22 protein-coding genes are annotated in these 18,017 nt (G+C 34.4%); 10 read left to right on the top strand and 12 right to left on the bottom strand.

Annotated elements, in window-relative coordinates:
* Positions 1-130: 130 nt before the first annotated feature.
* Positions 131-289 carry a type II toxin-antitoxin system HicB family antitoxin gene (locus PLI06_07580; GenBank protein ID HOI77453.1) on the top strand — a complete coding sequence of 53 codons (159 nt, stop codon included), beginning with the start codon at positions 131-133 and terminating at the stop codon, positions 287-289.
* 97 nt (positions 290-386) lie between these two features.
* A complete protein-coding gene (locus tag PLI06_07575) occupies positions 387-680 on the top strand; it encodes a nucleotidyltransferase family protein (GenBank protein ID HOI77452.1) in 294 nt (97 codons plus the stop codon).
* A 117-nt stretch (positions 681-797) separates the two neighbouring features.
* On the opposite strand, the gene PLI06_07570 is transcribed toward PLI06_07575, so the two are convergent.
* The 5 genes from PLI06_07570 to PLI06_07550 form a co-directional block, all read right to left on the bottom strand.
* On the bottom strand, positions 798-950 hold the full coding sequence (locus PLI06_07570) for a hypothetical protein (GenBank protein ID HOI77451.1): 153 nt from the start codon (positions 948-950) through the stop codon (positions 798-800).
* Between the two features lie 144 nt (positions 951-1,094).
* Positions 1,095-1,385: a nucleotidyltransferase family protein gene (locus PLI06_07565; GenBank protein HOI77450.1), complete on the bottom strand. Its 291-nt coding sequence runs from the start codon at positions 1,383-1,385 to the stop codon at positions 1,095-1,097.
* Positions 1,386-1,438: 53 nt separating this feature from the next.
* The gene (locus PLI06_07560; protein ID HOI77449.1) at positions 1,439-2,926 is read right to left on the bottom strand and encodes an ATP-binding protein; all 1,488 of its coding nucleotides are present in this window, start codon (positions 2,924-2,926) and stop codon (positions 1,439-1,441) included.
* Positions 2,927-3,090: 164 nt separating this feature from the next.
* Positions 3,091-3,402: a nucleotidyltransferase domain-containing protein gene (locus PLI06_07555; GenBank protein HOI77448.1), complete on the bottom strand. Its 312-nt coding sequence runs from the start codon at positions 3,400-3,402 to the stop codon at positions 3,091-3,093.
* Positions 3,403-3,685: 283 nt separating this feature from the next.
* Entirely contained in the window at positions 3,686-4,324 is a 639-nt protein-coding gene (locus tag PLI06_07550) for a hypothetical protein (GenBank protein HOI77447.1), read from the bottom strand.
* A 143-nt stretch (positions 4,325-4,467) separates the two neighbouring features.
* On the opposite strand from PLI06_07550, the gene PLI06_07545 reads away from it, so the two are divergent.
* Complete coding sequence (locus tag PLI06_07545) at positions 4,468-4,854, top strand: nucleotidyltransferase domain-containing protein (GenBank protein ID HOI77446.1); 387 nt, start codon at positions 4,468-4,470, stop codon at positions 4,852-4,854.
* Entirely contained in the window at positions 4,851-5,270 is a 420-nt protein-coding gene (locus PLI06_07540; GenBank protein HOI77445.1) for a DUF86 domain-containing protein, read from the top strand. Before PLI06_07545 ends, PLI06_07540 begins: the two co-directional genes overlap by 4 nt.
* A 1-nt stretch (position 5,271) precedes the next feature.
* Here the strand turns inward: PLI06_07540 and mtnA are convergent, their stop codons facing one another.
* Positions 5,272-6,300, bottom strand: a complete 1,029-nt coding sequence (mtnA, locus tag PLI06_07535; GenBank protein ID HOI77444.1) for an S-methyl-5-thioribose-1-phosphate isomerase — start codon at positions 6,298-6,300, stop codon at positions 5,272-5,274.
* 69 nt (positions 6,301-6,369) lie between these two features.
* On the opposite strand from mtnA, the gene PLI06_07530 reads away from it, so the two are divergent.
* Entirely contained in the window at positions 6,370-6,885 is a 516-nt protein-coding gene (locus PLI06_07530; GenBank protein HOI77443.1) for a CDP-2,3-bis-(O-geranylgeranyl)-sn-glycerol synthase, read from the top strand.
* 1 nt (position 6,886) lies between these two features.
* Here PLI06_07530 and PLI06_07525 read toward each other — a convergent pair whose 3' ends face one another.
* The gene (locus PLI06_07525) at positions 6,887-7,615 is read right to left on the bottom strand and encodes a tRNA (adenine-N1)-methyltransferase (protein ID HOI77442.1); all 729 of its coding nucleotides are present in this window, start codon (positions 7,613-7,615) and stop codon (positions 6,887-6,889) included.
* 153 nt (positions 7,616-7,768) lie between these two features.
* On the opposite strand from PLI06_07525, the gene PLI06_07520 reads away from it, so the two are divergent.
* Both PLI06_07520 and PLI06_07515 read left to right on the top strand, forming a co-directional pair.
* Positions 7,769-8,635 (top strand): protein translocase subunit SecF, encoded by an 867-nt coding sequence (locus tag PLI06_07520; GenBank protein ID HOI77441.1) that lies wholly within the window; start codon positions 7,769-7,771, stop codon positions 8,633-8,635.
* A complete protein-coding gene (locus PLI06_07515; GenBank protein HOI77440.1) occupies positions 8,636-10,207 on the top strand; it encodes an MMPL family transporter in 1,572 nt (523 codons plus the stop codon).
* Here PLI06_07515 and PLI06_07510 read toward each other — a convergent pair.
* From PLI06_07510 to PLI06_07500, 3 genes are all read right to left on the bottom strand, one after another.
* Complete coding sequence (locus PLI06_07510; GenBank protein HOI77439.1) at positions 10,201-10,509, bottom strand: hypothetical protein; 309 nt, start codon at positions 10,507-10,509, stop codon at positions 10,201-10,203. The genes PLI06_07515 and PLI06_07510 overlap by 7 nt on opposite strands.
* A gap of 62 nt (positions 10,510-10,571) precedes the next feature.
* Positions 10,572-11,915, bottom strand: a complete 1,344-nt coding sequence (locus PLI06_07505) for a DUF835 domain-containing protein (GenBank protein ID HOI77438.1) — start codon at positions 11,913-11,915, stop codon at positions 10,572-10,574.
* A 4-nt stretch (positions 11,916-11,919) separates the two neighbouring features.
* A complete protein-coding gene (locus PLI06_07500) occupies positions 11,920-12,990 on the bottom strand; it encodes a HAMP domain-containing sensor histidine kinase (protein HOI77437.1) in 1,071 nt (356 codons plus the stop codon).
* Between the two features lie 150 nt (positions 12,991-13,140).
* Here PLI06_07500 and PLI06_07495 point away from each other — a divergent pair, with 150 nt between their 5' ends.
* Positions 13,141-14,859: an aldehyde ferredoxin oxidoreductase family protein gene (locus tag PLI06_07495; protein HOI77436.1), complete on the top strand. Its 1,719-nt coding sequence runs from the start codon at positions 13,141-13,143 to the stop codon at positions 14,857-14,859.
* The gene (locus tag PLI06_07490) at positions 14,844-15,395 is read left to right on the top strand and encodes an aldolase (GenBank protein ID HOI77435.1); all 552 of its coding nucleotides are present in this window, start codon (positions 14,844-14,846) and stop codon (positions 15,393-15,395) included. Before PLI06_07495 ends, PLI06_07490 begins: the two co-directional genes overlap by 16 nt.
* A 5-nt stretch (positions 15,396-15,400) precedes the next feature.
* Here PLI06_07490 and PLI06_07485 read toward each other — a convergent pair whose 3' ends face one another.
* Both PLI06_07485 and PLI06_07480 read right to left on the bottom strand, forming a co-directional pair.
* Complete coding sequence (locus PLI06_07485; GenBank protein HOI77434.1) at positions 15,401-15,880, bottom strand: universal stress protein; 480 nt, start codon at positions 15,878-15,880, stop codon at positions 15,401-15,403.
* A 4-nt stretch (positions 15,881-15,884) separates the two neighbouring features.
* Complete coding sequence (locus PLI06_07480) at positions 15,885-17,321, bottom strand: SLC13 family permease (protein ID HOI77433.1); 1,437 nt, start codon at positions 17,319-17,321, stop codon at positions 15,885-15,887.
* Between the two features lie 112 nt (positions 17,322-17,433).
* Here PLI06_07480 and PLI06_07475 point away from each other — a divergent pair, with 112 nt between their 5' ends.
* On the top strand, positions 17,434-17,844 hold the full coding sequence (locus tag PLI06_07475) for a hypothetical protein (GenBank protein ID HOI77432.1): 411 nt from the start codon (positions 17,434-17,436) through the stop codon (positions 17,842-17,844).
* Positions 17,845-18,017: the final 173 nt, after the last annotated feature.

The following is an 18,017-nucleotide window of genomic DNA, read 5'->3' as shown; positions in this document are numbered from 1 at the left end:
AATAGTATTTAAAGCTTTCGCATCTATTGCTTATCAATGTAAATACTTCTTAAGAAATCTTTGGAGTTTTTACTGTTAACACTGGCTAAATGTTTATATCCCTAGTAACAGATAGTAAATAGGTGATTCTCTGGAAAAGATACATCTTCCAATTATTATTGAGATGGATGAAGACGGTGTGTATATTGTAAGCTGTCCACAACTTAAAGGCTGCCACTCATATGGGGAAACTATAGAAGAAGCAATGGAAAACATTAAAGAAGCAATAGAGCTTTGCTTAGAAGATTAAAGTTCCTCTAATATTATTTTGGCATTATCATAATTAATTCAATATATAAAATTCATTTGGCACAGATTTAAATAATAGTATAATCAAAATATATCTAATGAAAAATGTTGAAGATATTGAAAAAATAATAGAAAGGGAGAAGGAAGAACTTCTCAGAGGATATAAGATTAAAAATATAGGCATCTTTGGATCTTATGCCAAAAATTCTGCTAAAGAAAAAAGTGACATAGATCTAATTGTTGAATTTGAGGAGCCTGTTAGTCTTTTAGGTGTAATAAAAGCAGAGAATTATCTAACCGAACTATTAGGAATTAGGGTGGATTTAGTTCCAAAAGAAGATATACGAAAAGAACTCAAAGAAACTATTCTAAAAGAAGTGATCTATATTTGAAAAGGGAGTATACATTATATCTAAAAGATATGTTAGAAAATATAGAAAAAGCAAATTATTTCATCAAATCTTCCTAATTATACTATACTCGATTATTTAATTTGGTATTAAATCTCTTCATAAGTTATTAGAAGTTTTATCAATATAATGTTTATTCAAAGATCTGTTTACTTTTTTGCCTAGAATAATAGTATCTTCTATGGTAAGGGTGCTTTTCTTTAAGTTAATTTCTAGTTCTTCAGAGAGTAAATCAGATTTATTAGAGTCCATTAATCTGTATCTGGAAAAATAAGATATAAAACTAATGTTTACAAATCTGCCCAAGCATTATCCTCCTCAAAAGTTAGCCAATCTTTTTTTAGAGAGGATTCACTCATTAGAGAAATTTCAAGAATACTTCTGTGTAGGATATATTCACCTTTCTTCATCATAAATCACGACTAAGTCTTCCATTACACTATTTTTAATAATAGGCCTCAAATTTTCCTCTGTAAATAAGTCTATTTTTTTACCCAGAATATCTCCTAAATCAAGCCCTATTCCTATAAATTCCAATAGGTCTTTTACCTCACTAAACTCTACAAGGATATCAATGTCACTATCTGGCCTTTCCTCTCCTCTTGCTGTTGAGCCAAATATTCCAATTTTTATAGCACCGTGTTTTTTTAAAAATGAAATAATAATTTCATTTTCTTTTGGATTCATGAAAATCTATGCATTTGTAGTGTATTTATCGATTATCTTTTATTAAAAAGAAATTAAACTAGGAATAAGAGTAAAGAAACTGGAAGACATCCATAGCTACTACTTAAACCATAGTTATCTTTTGTCACTAAGATCCCTCTGCCAAATGATTTAAAGTTCGATAAATCAGATTTTTTTATAGTGCTTTGATACTTAACTTCAAAAGGATATATTTTATCCTCTGTTAGTAAAAGGAAATCAATCTCTTTTCCTTTTTTGTCTCTATAATAACACACATGATCTTTTGGATCAAATAAGTCTCTTGGATTTAATGAATATGCAAGTCTACAAAGATGATTCTGTACAATTCCCTCAATAATCTTACTTTTGATTTCTAGGTCTAGGACATTTTTTTTCAGATTTATAAAATAATCAGTTTCTGCGTTAGACCAGCCCGAAAGGGCGTGAAAAATGAAAGGGTCTTGAACGTAAAGTTTCTTATTCTTGTTAAAAACAATTCTATTTTTATCGATTGAATAAGCATAGATTGTGTTAATAACAAATAACTCTTCCATTGCACCCACATAATCTTGTATTGTATTGTGTGATTTGATATCCGTATTTTGAGAAAGATTGTTCCAACTAATAGGATCAGAAACTGTCCTACATATCTCCCTAATTATCTGTTTGAAATAGTTTTCTTTGAAGTTATACCTTCTTAAGTCCCCTATTATAGAACTTATATAGATATTAAAGGTATTGTTGGATATTTTATTTTTATTCATGTATTCATTTATAACATATGGGATTCCGCCACAGGCAATATATTGGTCAAAGAGGGCGATGAGTTCATTTTTGTAAAGCATTAGCTTCTGCATTCTTGAATCGTCTTCTCCTTCAAAAAATTTGAAAATTAAATTATGTTTTTCTTTTGAATGATTTAAATTAATGTCTGATAGTATTCCATTGAATTTTGGCTCAATTAATTTTACAAACTCTGAAAATTTCATGGGTAAAAGAATCTTGTCAAGCGTTTCATCTTCTGATCCCCCTCTCCTTCCAGGCAATGTTTCTCCAGAATATTTAATATCCATAGAATGCGATCCTGTTATTAAAATTGAACAGTTTTCAAAAAGAGCTTTGTTTGATAAATGAAGTATTTCTCTTTGCCAGTTTTTTACAGAACATATTTCATCAAAAAATAAATATTTTCTATCGCCAGAGTTAACGCCAGTCCAGTTAAGGTAAATTTGGATTATTTGACTAAGTTCTTCAGCATTGTTCATTTCAAATGACCAGAAGAATATATTTTCAGGATTAATTTTATTTGAATTGATAAGTTCTTTTATTATGATTTTTAGTAATGTAGTTTTGCCAACCTGACGAGGCCCTCTTATTGTATATATAACATCTTTATCTAGAGAAATGTAATGTCTTAATGCTGGATACCACTTATATCTAACTTCATCAAACATTTTAATTTTAATATCTTGATTAATGGATTTTTCATCCTTCCACCATGGGTTATTTTCTGAAAGTTGGCTTATATCAAAATAATCCATAAAATAGCATTAACATTATAAATATTTAAACTTATTGATTTTTGACAAGTCATTTATAAATAAGACAAAATAAAATTGACAACGCACATATAAATAAAACAAAAATAAATTGACCAGTTATTTATAAAGAAGCATATTTATTTTTGACAACTATGACATACCAGTTAGAGAACAATTCCTTCTTTGCATGCTTCCTGGACTGTACCTATTTCATTTCTCTTTCTTTCAAACTCTTCGGGCGTATAGCAGAATGCTTGAAGTCTATAAATCCCGCCCCAGAGATCCTGCACTAATCCCATCCTCTTGATAAAATTAATGCCTTCAAAATCTTTACTAACAATGATTATATCATAGTCACTCTCGATTAAGTTGTCTCCCCTCGCTCTCGAACCAAAGAGAAGAACTAATTCAGTGTTAAATTCATTTTTTATCAGCCTGACTAAATCATCTAAAGTTTCAGCTCTTTCTCTATCCATCATATCTCCTGCAATGTAATTAAAAATTAAGTGATAAAAAATTAATGGTAATACCCTAACTTGATCTCTTAAATTCTGTAATAGCATAGTAAATCTACACCTAAAAGATATCGTTACAATGTTCCAAGATAATAATAGAAAATCCATCCATTAATAATGGCTATCTCTCACCTCATGAAGCCAATAAGGAAAAGAGATAGAATATGTAAACCAGAAAAGGGAGAATTGTATCAATAAGAATTAAAACAGAAATGAAATAATAATAAATTAACTTGGGGATGTCCTATTTTTTATCTTGATTTTTCTTCAATATCTTTTGTATTTTATCCACAGGCACTACGCTCTCGTAAATAGTAACGTCGTCTATATACCATCCCTGATATTTATTGTACTCGTCATCTCCTGAGTCAAAATAGAATATCACCCTGCTAACTCCAGGATAATTTCTTAGATTAACTGTATGTTTAACCCAGACTCCAGGCACATTGTAGCCACCAGAACTGTAATCTCCAGATGAATCATAAGTATCATCTTTGGGATTTAGTTGTAAAAAAAGATACTTTGTTCCGTCGTCTGATGTGATCTGCATTAGGTCAAAGGTGCTTGGATTTAGAGCTTCAATCTCCCACCATGTCCAGAAAGTAAGTATAGAGGGGTTAGCTAAAGGGGGAGAGATAAGCATTCCACTGTTTTCTCCGACGTCATAGTCACCAGTTGATTCATCCCCATACCAGAAGCTTCCAACACCGCTATGCGCATTTGGGTAGTCAGAGTTTGATGGCGTGACCCAGTGCCATAGCCCGGTAGTTGTCCAGCCTTGTGCACCGTCCTCAAAATTGAATATTCCGCCTCCTGCAACGGAAAAGATAGATAAGAAAAATATTACGCTTACTACTATTGAAATAAAAGATATTTTCTTCATGTTTTGCATATGCAATTAATTTATTTATAAGATTAACTACAAGGTAATGATAGAAAATATAGAATAAATAATCTTAAAATTGATCCATATATTAATAGCTATCGAAAAACGATTTAAATATAAGAATTATTTTAATTATTGTTATGGATATAAATCTTGACAAGGAGCTAGGATTAATTAATAAAATAGAGGGATTTGAACATGTTAGATTTATTTTTCTCTACGGTTCAACTTCTACAGGTAATGCAAATAAGAATTCAGATATTGACCTCTGCATATACTATGAAGGCCCAGAGAACGAAGCGTCTAGATTTAGATTAAAAGTATTATCAGAACTATCAACCGATAAATACGATGTAAAAATCTTTCAGCAACTTCCCCTCTATATTAGAAAAGAAGTTCTAAAAGGAAGATTACTTTATTCAAAGGATTTTAGTTTTGTTCATGAGGTAGCTCTTGATACCATTAGGGAATTTGATTATTTTAAAAGATTTTATTATGACTATATAGGGCTAGAAATGATAACATGAGAAAAGAAATTATTCTATCCAAAATAAATGAAATAGAGGAAAGCATTCCGTTGATAGCTGAAAATATGCCAGAAGATTTTGAGGATTTTGAAAATTTAGGATTGTTAAAGGATGGCATCTACAAAAGAATACAATACATAATTGAAAATATCCTAGATATTTGTGCAATTATTAATTCGGATCTCAAATTTAGCTCGCCAGGAGAAGAAGATGATGTTATTACTAATCTAGTTAAAAACAAGATATTATCACTAGGTATCGGAAAAAAAATCAAAGAACTTAAAGGCTTCAGGAATATTATAGTTCATAGATATGGGAAACTTGATGATAAATTATCGTTTGAATTAATAAATGAAAATCTGGAAGATTTTGAAAAAATTATAGAAAATATAAAGTCAATTTTAGACAAGTACTAACTTAAAACAACTTCTTGATGCTCTTCTCATAGGGTGGCTTTAATACCCCTTTTTCTGTAATTATCCCTGAGATATATTTAGCAGGTGTCACATCAAATGCAGGATTAAAAACGTCTATGCCTTCAGTTGCAATCCTCTTGCCACCTATGTGGGTCACCTCATCCTTACTCCTTTCCTCAATAGGTATACCCTCGCCTGTTTTTGTCTTTGGATCGAATGTGGATATAGGTGCTGCTACGTAGAAAGGTATGTTGTTTTCTTTGGCCAAAACTGCTACTTGATATGTTCCAATCTTATTTGCTGTGTCACCGTTCATGGCTATTCTATCGGCTCCAACTATCACCTTCTGGATCAATCCTCGTCTCATAGAGATACCTGCCATGTTATCGCATATCAAAGTTACAGGAATCCCATCTTCCTTTAACTCCCATGTTGTGAGTCTTGCACCCTGAAGGAGTGGTCTTGTCTCATCTGAATAAACCCTAATCTTCTTGCCTGCCTCAACTGCGGCTCTAATCACTCCAAGTGCAGTGCCGTATTCAGAAGTTGCAAGTGCTCCTGCGTTGCAATGAGTAAGTACTCCGTCTCCAGTGGAAATAAGGGGGTGCCCGTATTGCCCCATTTTTCTATTAATCTCCGCATCTTCCTTCCTTATCCTTTCTGCCTCTAAAATAAGTTCATTTTTAATTTCTTCAATTGATTTGTTTTTTATAGAGTCAAAATAGCTCATCATGCGCTCAATTGCCCACATCAAATTAACTGCTGTGGGTCTTGCATTTTTTATCTTTTCTCCTTCTAGTATAACATTGAAAAAATCATCCTTGTTACTGCCTTTGTAGCTTAATGCTGCTAAAACAATGCCGTACGCCCCTGCCACACCGATTGCAGGTGCACCCCTAATTGCAAGAGTCTTTATTGCTACTTCCAATTTCTTTACATCTGTGCATGAAACGACTTTATATTCACCTGGTAGAAGGGTCTGGTCAATATATTTGACCTTGTTATCTTCAAAAAAGATAGTTTTAATCATTAGAATACCGCCCCAAAAAGGTTTAAATACTCCACTCTCATTGGCTATAAAAAACTAACGAGACCCAATATGATCGAAATAACGCCTCTTTTAATATTCAGTATCATTTGGTTTATACTGCCGCCTTACATTGCGAATATGGCACCCGCCGTTTGGGGAGGCGGTCCATCGCTTGATGGCGGGAGGCTCTTTTTTGATGGTAAACGACTGTTTGGTAAAGGCAAGACTACAAAAGGTGCTATAGTCGGCATTCTTGCCGGAGTTATAATAAGCCTGCTGCAGCATATCGCACTTCCTTTCCCTTCCTTAGGATATGCTCTTTTGAGGGGTTTTCTTTTGGGGACAGGGGCGATTGGGGGGGATATTTTCGGCAGCTTCATAAAAAGGAGATTAAATATTGAAAGTGGTGATTCTGCCCCTCTGCTTGATCAGCTTGATTTTATGATTGGTGCAATAATATTGGTAGCCCCGCTGGGCCTTCCATCTTTTGAAGTTGTCTTGATATCAATTGTAATAACTCCTTTCGTCCATTTTGTTTCTAATGTTGTATGGTATCTTGCCGGCAGAAAAGAAGTCTGGTGGTAGCCTAGGCTTTTCTTGCAAATGACATGTAACCCGTGTGACCAAGCATCCTTGTCTTTGGCCTTGTGCCTTTTTCCTTTACCTCGTATTCTCTTATGATGCATTCGATTGATTTAACTTCAGTATAATCGTATTTTGATATTTCTCTTCTGAAATCGATGACCTGCTCTATGCAAGGAGAAAATGAGAATATGAATCCACCGGCCCTTAGTGCCTCATAGGCATGGCCAACAACTCTATAAGGCTCAGGGAGGTCAAGAGAAACAAGATCGACATCCTTTTCATCGATGCCCTCATAGATATCCTTTAACTTAAACTCAACATTTCCCTTCCCATATGTGTCAATATTCTCTTTAGCGACCTTTAGAAAGCGCTCATTGATATCATAAGAGTAGACTTTTCCAGGAAATACGGTATATGATAATAATAGCGTTACCGCTCCTGATCCTGCCCCTGCCTCAACTACGGTATCCCCGCTGGAGATACCGGTATTTGCAATTATCTGGCATGCATCATCAGGATTTATGGTCTGGGGCATCTTTCTCATCATATAGATATAGTCGATTAGATTTGGTTTTAGTATGGAAAAACTCTTCCCCATGTGGGACTTAATCTTGTCTCCATAGGTCTTACCAATAAGTTCAGATAGGTCAAGCTTTCCCAGATTTGTATGAAATACCCTGTTGGTGACTGTTATCAAGTATTTCTTTCCCCTTGGGTCTAATATAAGCACTCTGTCGTTTTCTTCTATCGTATGAATTCACCCCTTGGCGCCAAAAAATAAACTTCTGTGATAAATGTAGATTCAATCGCTTTAATCTGCTCAAAATACATGATACAAAGTTATTTAAATAGTTCTTAAGAGTTTTCCTTGGGGAGGAAGGTTATGAAGGCATTTGAAAAAATTTTTGATAGGATTGACGTTACAAAGCATAATTATAAAAAATTGATAATATTCCCTTTAATTATAGTATTAATATCTGTTATCATTATCTCAACTCTTGGAGTTAATTTGGGTGTTGATCTAAGAGGTGGAACACTTGCAACAGTTCAGGGAGTTGAATACACTCCTGAAATTCAAAATTATCTTATTACAAATCTAGGTGATTCAACTATCAAGGTAAGATCAATTTTCAGCCCCTTGGCAGAAGGATTTATTGTAGAAACTGGGCCTGATGTCGATTCGGCAAAATTAATCAGCTTGATAAATCAGAGATACCCAGATGTTGCTGTAAGCGTACAGAACATCGGACCTTCCTTGGGCGCCTCGTTTTTGAAGCAAGGTACTCAAGCAGTTTTATTTGCATTTTTATTTATGGCTATTATTGTCTTTATAGCTTTCAGAATGCCCATACCCGCAGGTGCTATTGTCTTTGCAGCTTTTTCTGATATGTTGATTGCTCTTGCATTTATGTCAGTTGCAGGGATTGAACTTTCAAGATATACCATAGCTGCTGTTTTGATGTTGATAGGTTATTCTGTAGATACAGATATCCTTCTTACGGCAAGAGTTCTTAAAGAAAAAGGAGACGACATAAATGAAAGAATAAGAAATGCAATGGGCACTGGGCTCACAATGACAATGACCACTCTTGCTGCGCTGACGGCGCTTTACATATTTTCTACTTCTGATGTCCTAGATGATATTGCTATTGTTTTGATATTCGGCCTTATAGGTGATCTTATGATGACCTGGCTCTTCAATGCAGGAGTATTGAAATGGTATGCACTTAGAAAGCAGGGGGCTGACTAAATGAATAAGATTCTAAAGAACGGCAGAGTTCTCTTATTGATAGTTGCAGTGATATTTTCAGCTGTTGCAATTAATTTTAACGGCATATCTACAGGCCTTGATCTAGAAGGTGGAACACTTGTTACCTTGGAGCTTGAAAGAGCCGTTGCAAATGATGTAATGGAGGATACTGTTACAAGGCTTGAGTTAAGATTGAACAGGCTTGGTATATCTGATGTAAATGTAAGGCCGTGGGGAGAATCCAATATAATGGTTGAGGTCTCAGGAACTTCAGCAGAAAAAGAAGCAAGTGTCATTAAGATTCTCCAAGAGCAGGGGGTATACGAGGCAAGAATTGATGGAGTAGTTGCCGTAAAAGGCTCAGATATTGTAAGGGTAGATCCACCTGAAGTCAGGCAAACTTCATATGAAGGAATAAACTGGAATGTACCATTCACCATTACTAAGGAAGCTGGGCAAACTTTTGCTAACGTAGCTAAAGGCAAAGGCGGATACCCAGTAGACATGTTTCTTGACAGGCCTGCAAATTCAGTTATAGTGATGAACAAAAATATGTACGGTTCCATAACTGGCCTGCCATCTGACTTTAATATATCAGGAATTGATGTAAACGTTTCAATCCCTCAAATAGAAAATGTATTTTCGATTGAAAGGAGAATTGGAGACGATATAAAAATAGTAACTTATACAAATAGCTCAGAAATTCCTTCACTCTTGAAGAATTATGTGGGGGATAAGGAAAGAGTAATAGTCCTTGCAACAGAAAATGAAGTTGGAAGAGACATCTACAATCAGATAGCTGCCATGGGATTCAAAACTGAAAGAGAAATCATGGCAGAAAATGAGAGCCAAAGCGCCTATTTCTCAAGAGTAGTTGGTCTTATGAACTCTCCATTACTCTCTGAAAATCTCGCCACTGGAGAGGCTTCGGCTACACCATCTTATGTAATACAAGGCGTTTCCGCGACTTCAGAAGAGGCTATCAAAGAAACTTCAGAATTAAAGATAATACTTCAATCAGGTGCACTTCCTGTTGCAACAGAAATTGTGGGGAAGAGCTTTATTTCACCGACACTTGGTTCAGAGTTTATTAGACAAGTGCTGATTGCAGGTCTTGCAGCGCTTCTTGCAGTTGCAGCTATTGTTTTCATTCGATACAGAAGAATCTATATTTCCTTGCCCATAATACTAATATCCTTCTCAGAGATTATTATAATATTGGGTGTTGCATCTGTTATCCACTGGACAATTGATCTTGCCGCGATGGCGGGTATTATTGCCGCAATAGGTACAGGTGTAGACCACCAGATAGTTATTACAGATGAATCCCTGATGGAAAAAGGTGGAGAGAAGAGAAAAAGGAAGAGCATCAAAAAGAGAGTTGAGCATGCCTTCTTTATTATATTCACATCAGCCTTCACAACAATAGGGGCTATGGCCCCTCTTGCATATTTGAGTTTGGGGATGCTTAGAGGATTTGCAGTGACTACAATAATAGGTCTTTTAATTGGAATAACAATAACAAGACCTGCTTATGGCAATATAGCAAAAATATTATTAAAAAATCAATAATCTAAATGACCATATTTAGATTTTATATTTAATAAATCTATTTTTTCTACATAAACACCAATTAGAAAGCCTATCACAAAGAAGAATCCCAAGAACATTAGACTTATTTCTATTTTAGAAGTCAAGAATAGGTTAATGGTGTACATTTCAATCCCAGTAAAACATCCAAGAGCAAATACTATAAAAGATCTAGCAATAACAGCTTCTTTCATCTCAGATTTATTAGGGATTTGATTCCTTGTTTCTTCTATGAGTTTTAATAGTTCCCTTCTTAAATCTTCATCATTTAGGTTGCCAGTCATGCAAATCTTAATACAATTGTAGCGAAAAGCTTAAAAAGATTTGGCTAAGATATGCGATTTTCTCAATTTTTTAGTTTTAATACTTCAAGTTCTTTTTCAAGTTGTGCAAGCTCCTTTTGGCTAAAAGCGTCTTTATTTAATGGAATAATCAAGCGTGAATTTTCAATTAGAACTAAATCTCTAAGCGCTTGTATAAATTTTAAGACTATATCAAAATTGTTCTGAGCTATTAAATATTCAAGCCCTTCCAGAATAACAATGGAATCTTTTCCTTTATTAATAAAATCTGTTATTAGGTTCATAAGGCTATTTAGGTAAATAGGAGAAATTGTATTTACTCCTTCTATCTTTGATAACCAAATAAAAGGCGTCTTTTCAAGATCATATATTTTCTTTAGTAATCCAGGTGATGTTCTTGTTATTGCAAGACCTGATATGTTGTGTGTTACAAGGTCCTTAAAGATTTCAAAACTCTTCTCATATTTTTTTTCATAGACTATAAATGATTTGCTGGAGGGGAGTTCATACTTAATTGGGAAAGGTGCCTCTTCTTCTCCATTAGTAGATATATTATACTTAAATCTTAAAAGAAATGGAGTGGATTCTCCAGATATTAAAATGATAACGTTTTCATCCTCTTGTTCAAAAGGCGTATCTAATTTCTCAACATATAATGCCCCTATGATATCCTTTTCAAAAAATATGGGCGAGAAAAAACTATTTTTAGAGACAGGGGCCGTATTTTTATTTTTATAGTTATTATAAATATTAATGAGTTTTTTTTCTTCTTTTAAGTTAAATCCTATCTTATTTAAAATTATAGGATTCCCATCCCCTTCAACTGAGTAAAATACTACTTTGTCAACTCCAACTGCCTCATGAATTGTGTCCACGATTAGCTTTGCCCCTTTTTCTAAGGAATCAATTTCTCTAAGCTTCTCCGATAAAGTAATCACAGAAAGTAATTCTTTGTTTCTTTTTACATATCTCTGTTTCAATGCATTATTATAATGCTTCACAAGATTAGATAGTTTCCACCTATCATAGGCCTTGAAAACAAGGCGCCTTATATCGTCTACGCTAACAGGTTTTTTCAGATAATCGTAGGCCCCATGTTTAATAGCTTCAAGTGATGAGTCAAGGGTTGCGTGGCCAGTTAAAATTATAACCATTGTTTCAGAATTGATATTCTTAATATTTTTTAAAGTTTCTTCACCAGACATCCCCTTCATTTTGAGGTCAAGCAGAACAAGATGAATGCTATTACTTTTGAATTTTTTGATTGCTTCTTCGCCACTGTCCGCATCTAATACAGTGTATCCTTCTGTTTCCAAGATTATTTTCAGGCTGTCCCTTATGTTTATTTCATCATCGACTATTAGAATATTGAACTCGTCTTTATCCATTGATTCACCCCCTTGTGAGGCAAATTTTAACTGTAGTCCCTTTATTTATGTCGCTATCTACGTACATCTTGCCGCCATGAGACTCAATTATTCTGTGCGTCATAGGTAAACCGATACCTCGGTTATTTGTAAATGATTTTGTTGTATAGAAAGGGTCAAATATACGTTCAAGATTTTCTGGGGGTATGCCAATACCATTGTCAGTGACTTTGATCTCAATGTAGTCTTGATTCTTTATAGTTTCTATTTTTACAGTCGCATTGCGGTCTATATTAATCAAAGCATCTTTAGCATTTAATAGGAGATTCATTACGGCTCTTTGAAGTTGACCTTCAGTAAAAGGAACAATGCAATCGCCACATTCTTTTAAAGAAATAGATATGTTTTTTGATTTGAAATCGTTTTCAACTAATTCAATTGCTTTTTTTATCTCGCTATCTACATCAATTGCAGATATCTCACCGTGCATATAAGATGAGAAATCCAAAAGCCAGTTCAATATGCCGGCAATTCTTTCGACTTCATAGTTTACAGTCTGGATATATTGTTTTCTTTTTTCGTCGTCATTGGTATTCTCAATAATATATAGATAATTAACAATGACATTTAAAGGATTATTAATTTCATGTGAAAGGCTTGCTGAAAGCCTTTTGATGGAGTCTAGTTTTTCCGATATCAAAGGAGAGAGATTGATTCCTTTAGTCTGATCAATTTCTTTAAATGAAGCAAGTATGGTTTTAGTTCCTTCTCTGTCTAAAAAATCAAACTTAATTTCACATAAAATCTCTCCACCGCTTTTATTCATGACTGACCCTGTTGTAGTGTAGGAGAATATGCTATCTTTTGTTTTTGAATTAAGAACGGTAAGTATGTTTTCTTTTCCATTGCAACATAATAAGTCGGGAAAGGAGATATTTTTTAGATCGTCTCTTGAAAATCCTGTCATATTTATGAGGGCATCATTAAAAAAAAGCAGCCTATCCTCTACTATTTCAGCCATTGGCATGGCAAAGTTTTTTGATATACTCACATTGAAAGTGGAGTTTGATGGAGAAAATTCCTTGGTTTCTGTCATTTTATTCGTACTCAATAACTTGTGTTTTAGAGGTCTTTTTATATATTTGCTTTAATATTGCGATTTTCTTAAATAAAATTAATTAAATCACAAATAAAGAAAAAGAAAACTTCTTAAAGTGACATATTTTAGTTTCAAACGGAGATTCATTTGCCCTACATAGAAAATCTTCTAGAGATAGACCTAGATACTGAAAAAATTGAAGTAAAAAAACTGGATAAAAAGATGGCCAGTAAATATATTGGAGGTAGGGGTGTTGGAGTAAAACTACTATTTGATATGCTTCCTCCAAATACCGATCCACTTTCACGCGATAATATTTTGATATTTGCAACAGGACCTATAACAGGAACTGTTGTTCCACTTTCTGGGAGGCATATAGTCGTTTCTAAATCCCCTCTTACAGGCACTGTCTTTGATTCGAGCGCAGGTGGTTTTTTTGGAAGAGAACTTAGGATGGCGGGCTTTGACGTTGTTGTGATTAAGGGGGCTGCAGAAAAACCTGTTTATATCGAAATAGACGATGGTAATGTTGAAATAAAAGACGCATCAAACATATGGGGAAAAAATGTAAAGGAGTCTACATCAATCCTATCAAATGACGGCTTTAAGGTATCATGCGTAGGAAAAGCAGGTGAAAAATTAATACCGATTTCTTCAATAATGAGTGAGTACACTCATGCCTGCGGAAGGGGCGGCCTTGGGGCAGTAATGGGCTCAAAAAAATTAAAAGCATTTATTGTCAGAGGAAAGAAAGAAATCCAAATATCTGACAGCGAAAAAATGAAGAAATACATATCAGAATCGATGAGACTTTTAAATGCTTCACCAGTTGCATCAAAAGGATTGGCTTATTATGGCACTCCTTCTCTTGTAAATCTCATAAACACGATGCGGATAATGCCAACTGACAATTTTAGAAAAGTTCATTTTGAAAATGCGTACAAGGTTTCCGGGGAATATATAGCGGAAAATTATGATATCAAGAAGAAAACTTGTTACAATTGTTTTATAGCCTGCAAACGTGAGGACAGAAAGCGAAATATAGAAATACCGGAATATGAAACTATTGCAATGTTTGGCCCAAACTCAATGAATGATGATATTGAAAAGATCATACAGGCAAATTATATCTGTAATGATTATGGTGTAGATACCATTTCAGCAGGAAATGCTGTAAGCTGTTATATAGAATTAGAAGGGAAAAAGGATATTGAAAAGCCGCTTAAAGAGATAGTCGAAGGTGGGCCTTTAAGCCAGGGATCTTTTAGGTATTCAAAAGGTAAGGGTAGAGAAGAGTCTTCAATGTCTGTAAAGGGCCTAGAGATACCAGGATACGACCCCCGGGGTGTTTTGGGGCTTGCATTGAGTTATGCAACTTCCAATAGGGGCGCATGCCATCTTAGAGCTTACATGGTGGGGCCAGAAATACTGGGCAAGCCGAAGCTGATTGACAGACTATCATTTTCTGGTAAAAGTGGCCTTATACAGATATTCCAAAATATTTCGGCAAGTATTCACTCATTGATAATGTGTCAATTCTCGTCTTTTGCATTGTCAGAAGAAGAATATGCAAATTTACTTTCTGCGAGCGTTGGTGAGTTGTATACATCTGAAGAATTTATAAAAACTGGGGAGAGGATATATAATCTTGAGAGATTGTTTAATCTCAGAGAGGATATGTCATATTCTGAAGATACCCTTCCAGAAAGATTTTTTGGCAGCGATGGTATATCAAAAGATGAATTTAATTCTGTACTTGATGAATATTATACTTATAGGGGATGGATTAAAGGAGTTCCAACTATGGAGAAACTTGAATCACTTGGCTTAAAAAATGAGGGGAAATTTTTATGTGGAAAGAAATAAGTAAGTTCGGTAAAAAACTTGTTGATGGGGGTTATCTTAGCTCTCATTTTGGTAATATTAGTGTTAGAGTGGGGGATAGTATTACAGTTACAAGAAGTGGTTGTATGCTTGACGAGATAACTGAAGCATCTGTTGTTACTGTGGATCTTCATAAACCCTCATCTCTAGACTTAATAGCTTCAAGTGAGACCATTGTTCATAGAGAAATCTACAAACGGACTTCTGCACTTGCAATTATACACGCACACTGCCCCTTTGCAGTTATAGAATCTCTTTTGCATAATACATCAATTGAGCCTTACGACTCTGAAGGAAAATTCTTTTTTCATGAAATACCAATAGTAACTGGAAATATTGGAACAAAAGAGCTAGCAGAAAATGCTGCAAAATCTCTTGAAAAACATAAAGGATGTATTGTTAAAGCTCATGGTACATTTGCTGTTGGTAAGATACTAGAAGAAGCCTATGTCCATACAACTATGATGGAACACAGTGCAAAGGTAAAATATTTCTGCGATTTAAGCAAAAGTAAATAATAAAATTATTTTACGATAAGAACAGGAACCTTGCTGTTTGTGACAACTACAGAAGCTACCTTACCAAGGGCAGACTTTTTTGGTTTGGTAAATCCATACTGGCCCATAATAATTAACTCATATTTTCCTTCCTCTGCCTCAGCCAAGATTTCATTGGCAGGGGATCCAGATCTTGCTTTAGTTTTAGGCTCAAACCCAAATTTCATCAATAATTTGTAAGCATTTTCAAGTATTTTGAAGCTGACATCGACAGGTTTAAGATTTTTTAAATCTTCCATTGTTTCAACATTTTTGAGCTCAACTTCTTTTAGCTTTCTTACTTCTTCGTTAAATTTTCTTTCATAAAACTTGAACTCTTCATGAACATTTGGCATAACGTATAAAACAACTACCTCGTGTTCTTGGGATTTACAAAAAAGTTGTGCCCCATACGCCAAAGCGCTGTCAGAATAGAAGGAGCCATCAGTACACATCAATATTTTCATATTATCACCTTATTGGCATATAGGGTATTAAGAATACCAAGATTATATTTGCTATCAGTGTTGATATTCCCCCCACTACAAGCCCAATCCATAACCACTTCATGAATCTCATGCTATATTTCTTTCTTTTTTCTAATATACCTAAAGCAACTATATTTGCAGTACTCCCTATCATTGTAATGTTACCCCCGTAACACCCACCAAATAAAAGAGCCCACCATAATGGAAAAGTATTAATTCCAAGGCTATTAAAACTTTCGACAACTGGTATTAATGCAGCAACTAACACTACATTATCAAGAAGACTTGAACCAAGAGAAGCTATCCACAATATCATTGTTGTAAGAATTGGGAGGCTACCAGCAATACCTGCAACGCTTTGTGCAAGTATATCTGTTACACCCGTATATTTCAAGGTACCCGCCTTTGCAAACAGCATCATGAAGAATATCAGTGTCCACCAATCCACATCTTTTTCAATATACTCTCTGGCTTTTGTTCTTTTCCATAACATGACCATACTTGCACCTATTAAAGATGCTGCTAGAAGAAGTGTATTATGTGGGAGATCAAATAAGGATTCAAGTCTTTTGTGCATAGCAATAAGCGCTATTGTGGATAGAAATATTGCAACACCTATCTTAAATTCTTTCTTGTCTGGTACAAATTCCCATTCGTCCTGGAATGCCAATTTTTCTGTTGTTCTCATTTTTAATCTTATTTTTGACTTAAACAATGCTACGTCCTTTCTATACCAGAACAATACTACTAGGATAGTCGCAATCAAAGATATTATTGCTACTGGAAATGCCCATATAATAAAATCTTCAAATGATAATTTTCCCCTCATTGCAATCAATATGCCAATGGGGTTCCCCAAAACTGTCCCAGAGCTGCCTATATTAGTCGCCATAACGCAGGAAATAACATATGGAACGGGATTAACATCAAAATAATCTGTTATTTCTAATAAGACTGCTGTTACGAAAATAATGGAAGTGACCTCATCAATGGCCATTGCAAGGACTGCAGATAGTAAACAAAAAACAATCAAAAGGAGGTGCGCTTCGAAGTTAGTCAGTTTGACGATTTTAATCATCAACCACCTAAAAAATCCAACATCTTTTAGCATCCCGACAAGGGTCATCATCCCGACAAGAAATAATATTACTTCAAGCGATGCAAATTCAATAAGATGAGGGATATCCAATGTCCGCGTTAACAATAAAATCGATATCCCAAGAAAAGCTATGGCGACTCTAAAACTCCAAAAAAGAAGAGTCCCGATGACTGTTGCCGCCAATATCGAAGTTGCTATGACTTGATTTCGTGTGAAACCAATATGATCAAGCAGAATTGCTATACCAATAGTAAATCCCACGAGGATCAAAACATCTCTTCTAAAGTTTAAACTTCCACTGCCTTCGTATTCTTCAGCCATATTTTGACACCGTTGTGATAGGGCCATTTTATTTGATTAGGATTTAAACTTATCTGAAGATTTTGTTTAAATATATTTATAAATTAAGAATAAGAAAGATATATGTGGTCTGATGAGAGAAGACATCCTTATCAAGCATTTGAAAAATCTTACCCTTGAAAATAATAAGATAAAAAATGCATTTATAATGGGAATAGATGGCCTTTTGATATCTGTTATGGATAAAAAAGAGGATAATCAGATTATAGCTGCAAGAATGGCTGGGGTAATTGACGCTGCTAAAAGGATAGAAAACAGGATACCTGAAGCTTTGTCCGTTATGATCAAGGATAAGAAGATTATAGCAATCCCCCTTTCAGAGAATTTTTTGATAGTTCTAATTGCTTCCGAAGATATTGATTCATTCAGTGTGATAAAATTAATCGATAAGAATAAGCAGAATATCCTTAGTATGATCGAAAAAAGAGAGTTTAGCGACCTCTTCTCTTATAATCCAGCTAAAGTAGATGGGCTTGACATTTAATAAGATTATAAACTAATAACTCATTACATTGTACTTATTTTAGTCACTTTCTGAACAATATATTACCATTGTTTCTTTAAAATGTTCATTTGATACTTATCAAAATAAATAAAAAATATTTTTTTAGACAAAATATAATAATTTATTGCCTTATTAGGCCTAATTTGACCATA

Origin of the sequence: Methanofastidiosum sp., assembly GCA_035362715.1 — an archaeon.
Taxonomy (GTDB): domain Archaea; phylum Methanobacteriota_B; class Thermococci; order Methanofastidiosales; family Methanofastidiosaceae; genus Methanofastidiosum.
The sequence above is the reverse complement of the archived record's forward strand: the minus strand, read 5'-3'. Positions and strand labels throughout refer to the sequence as shown.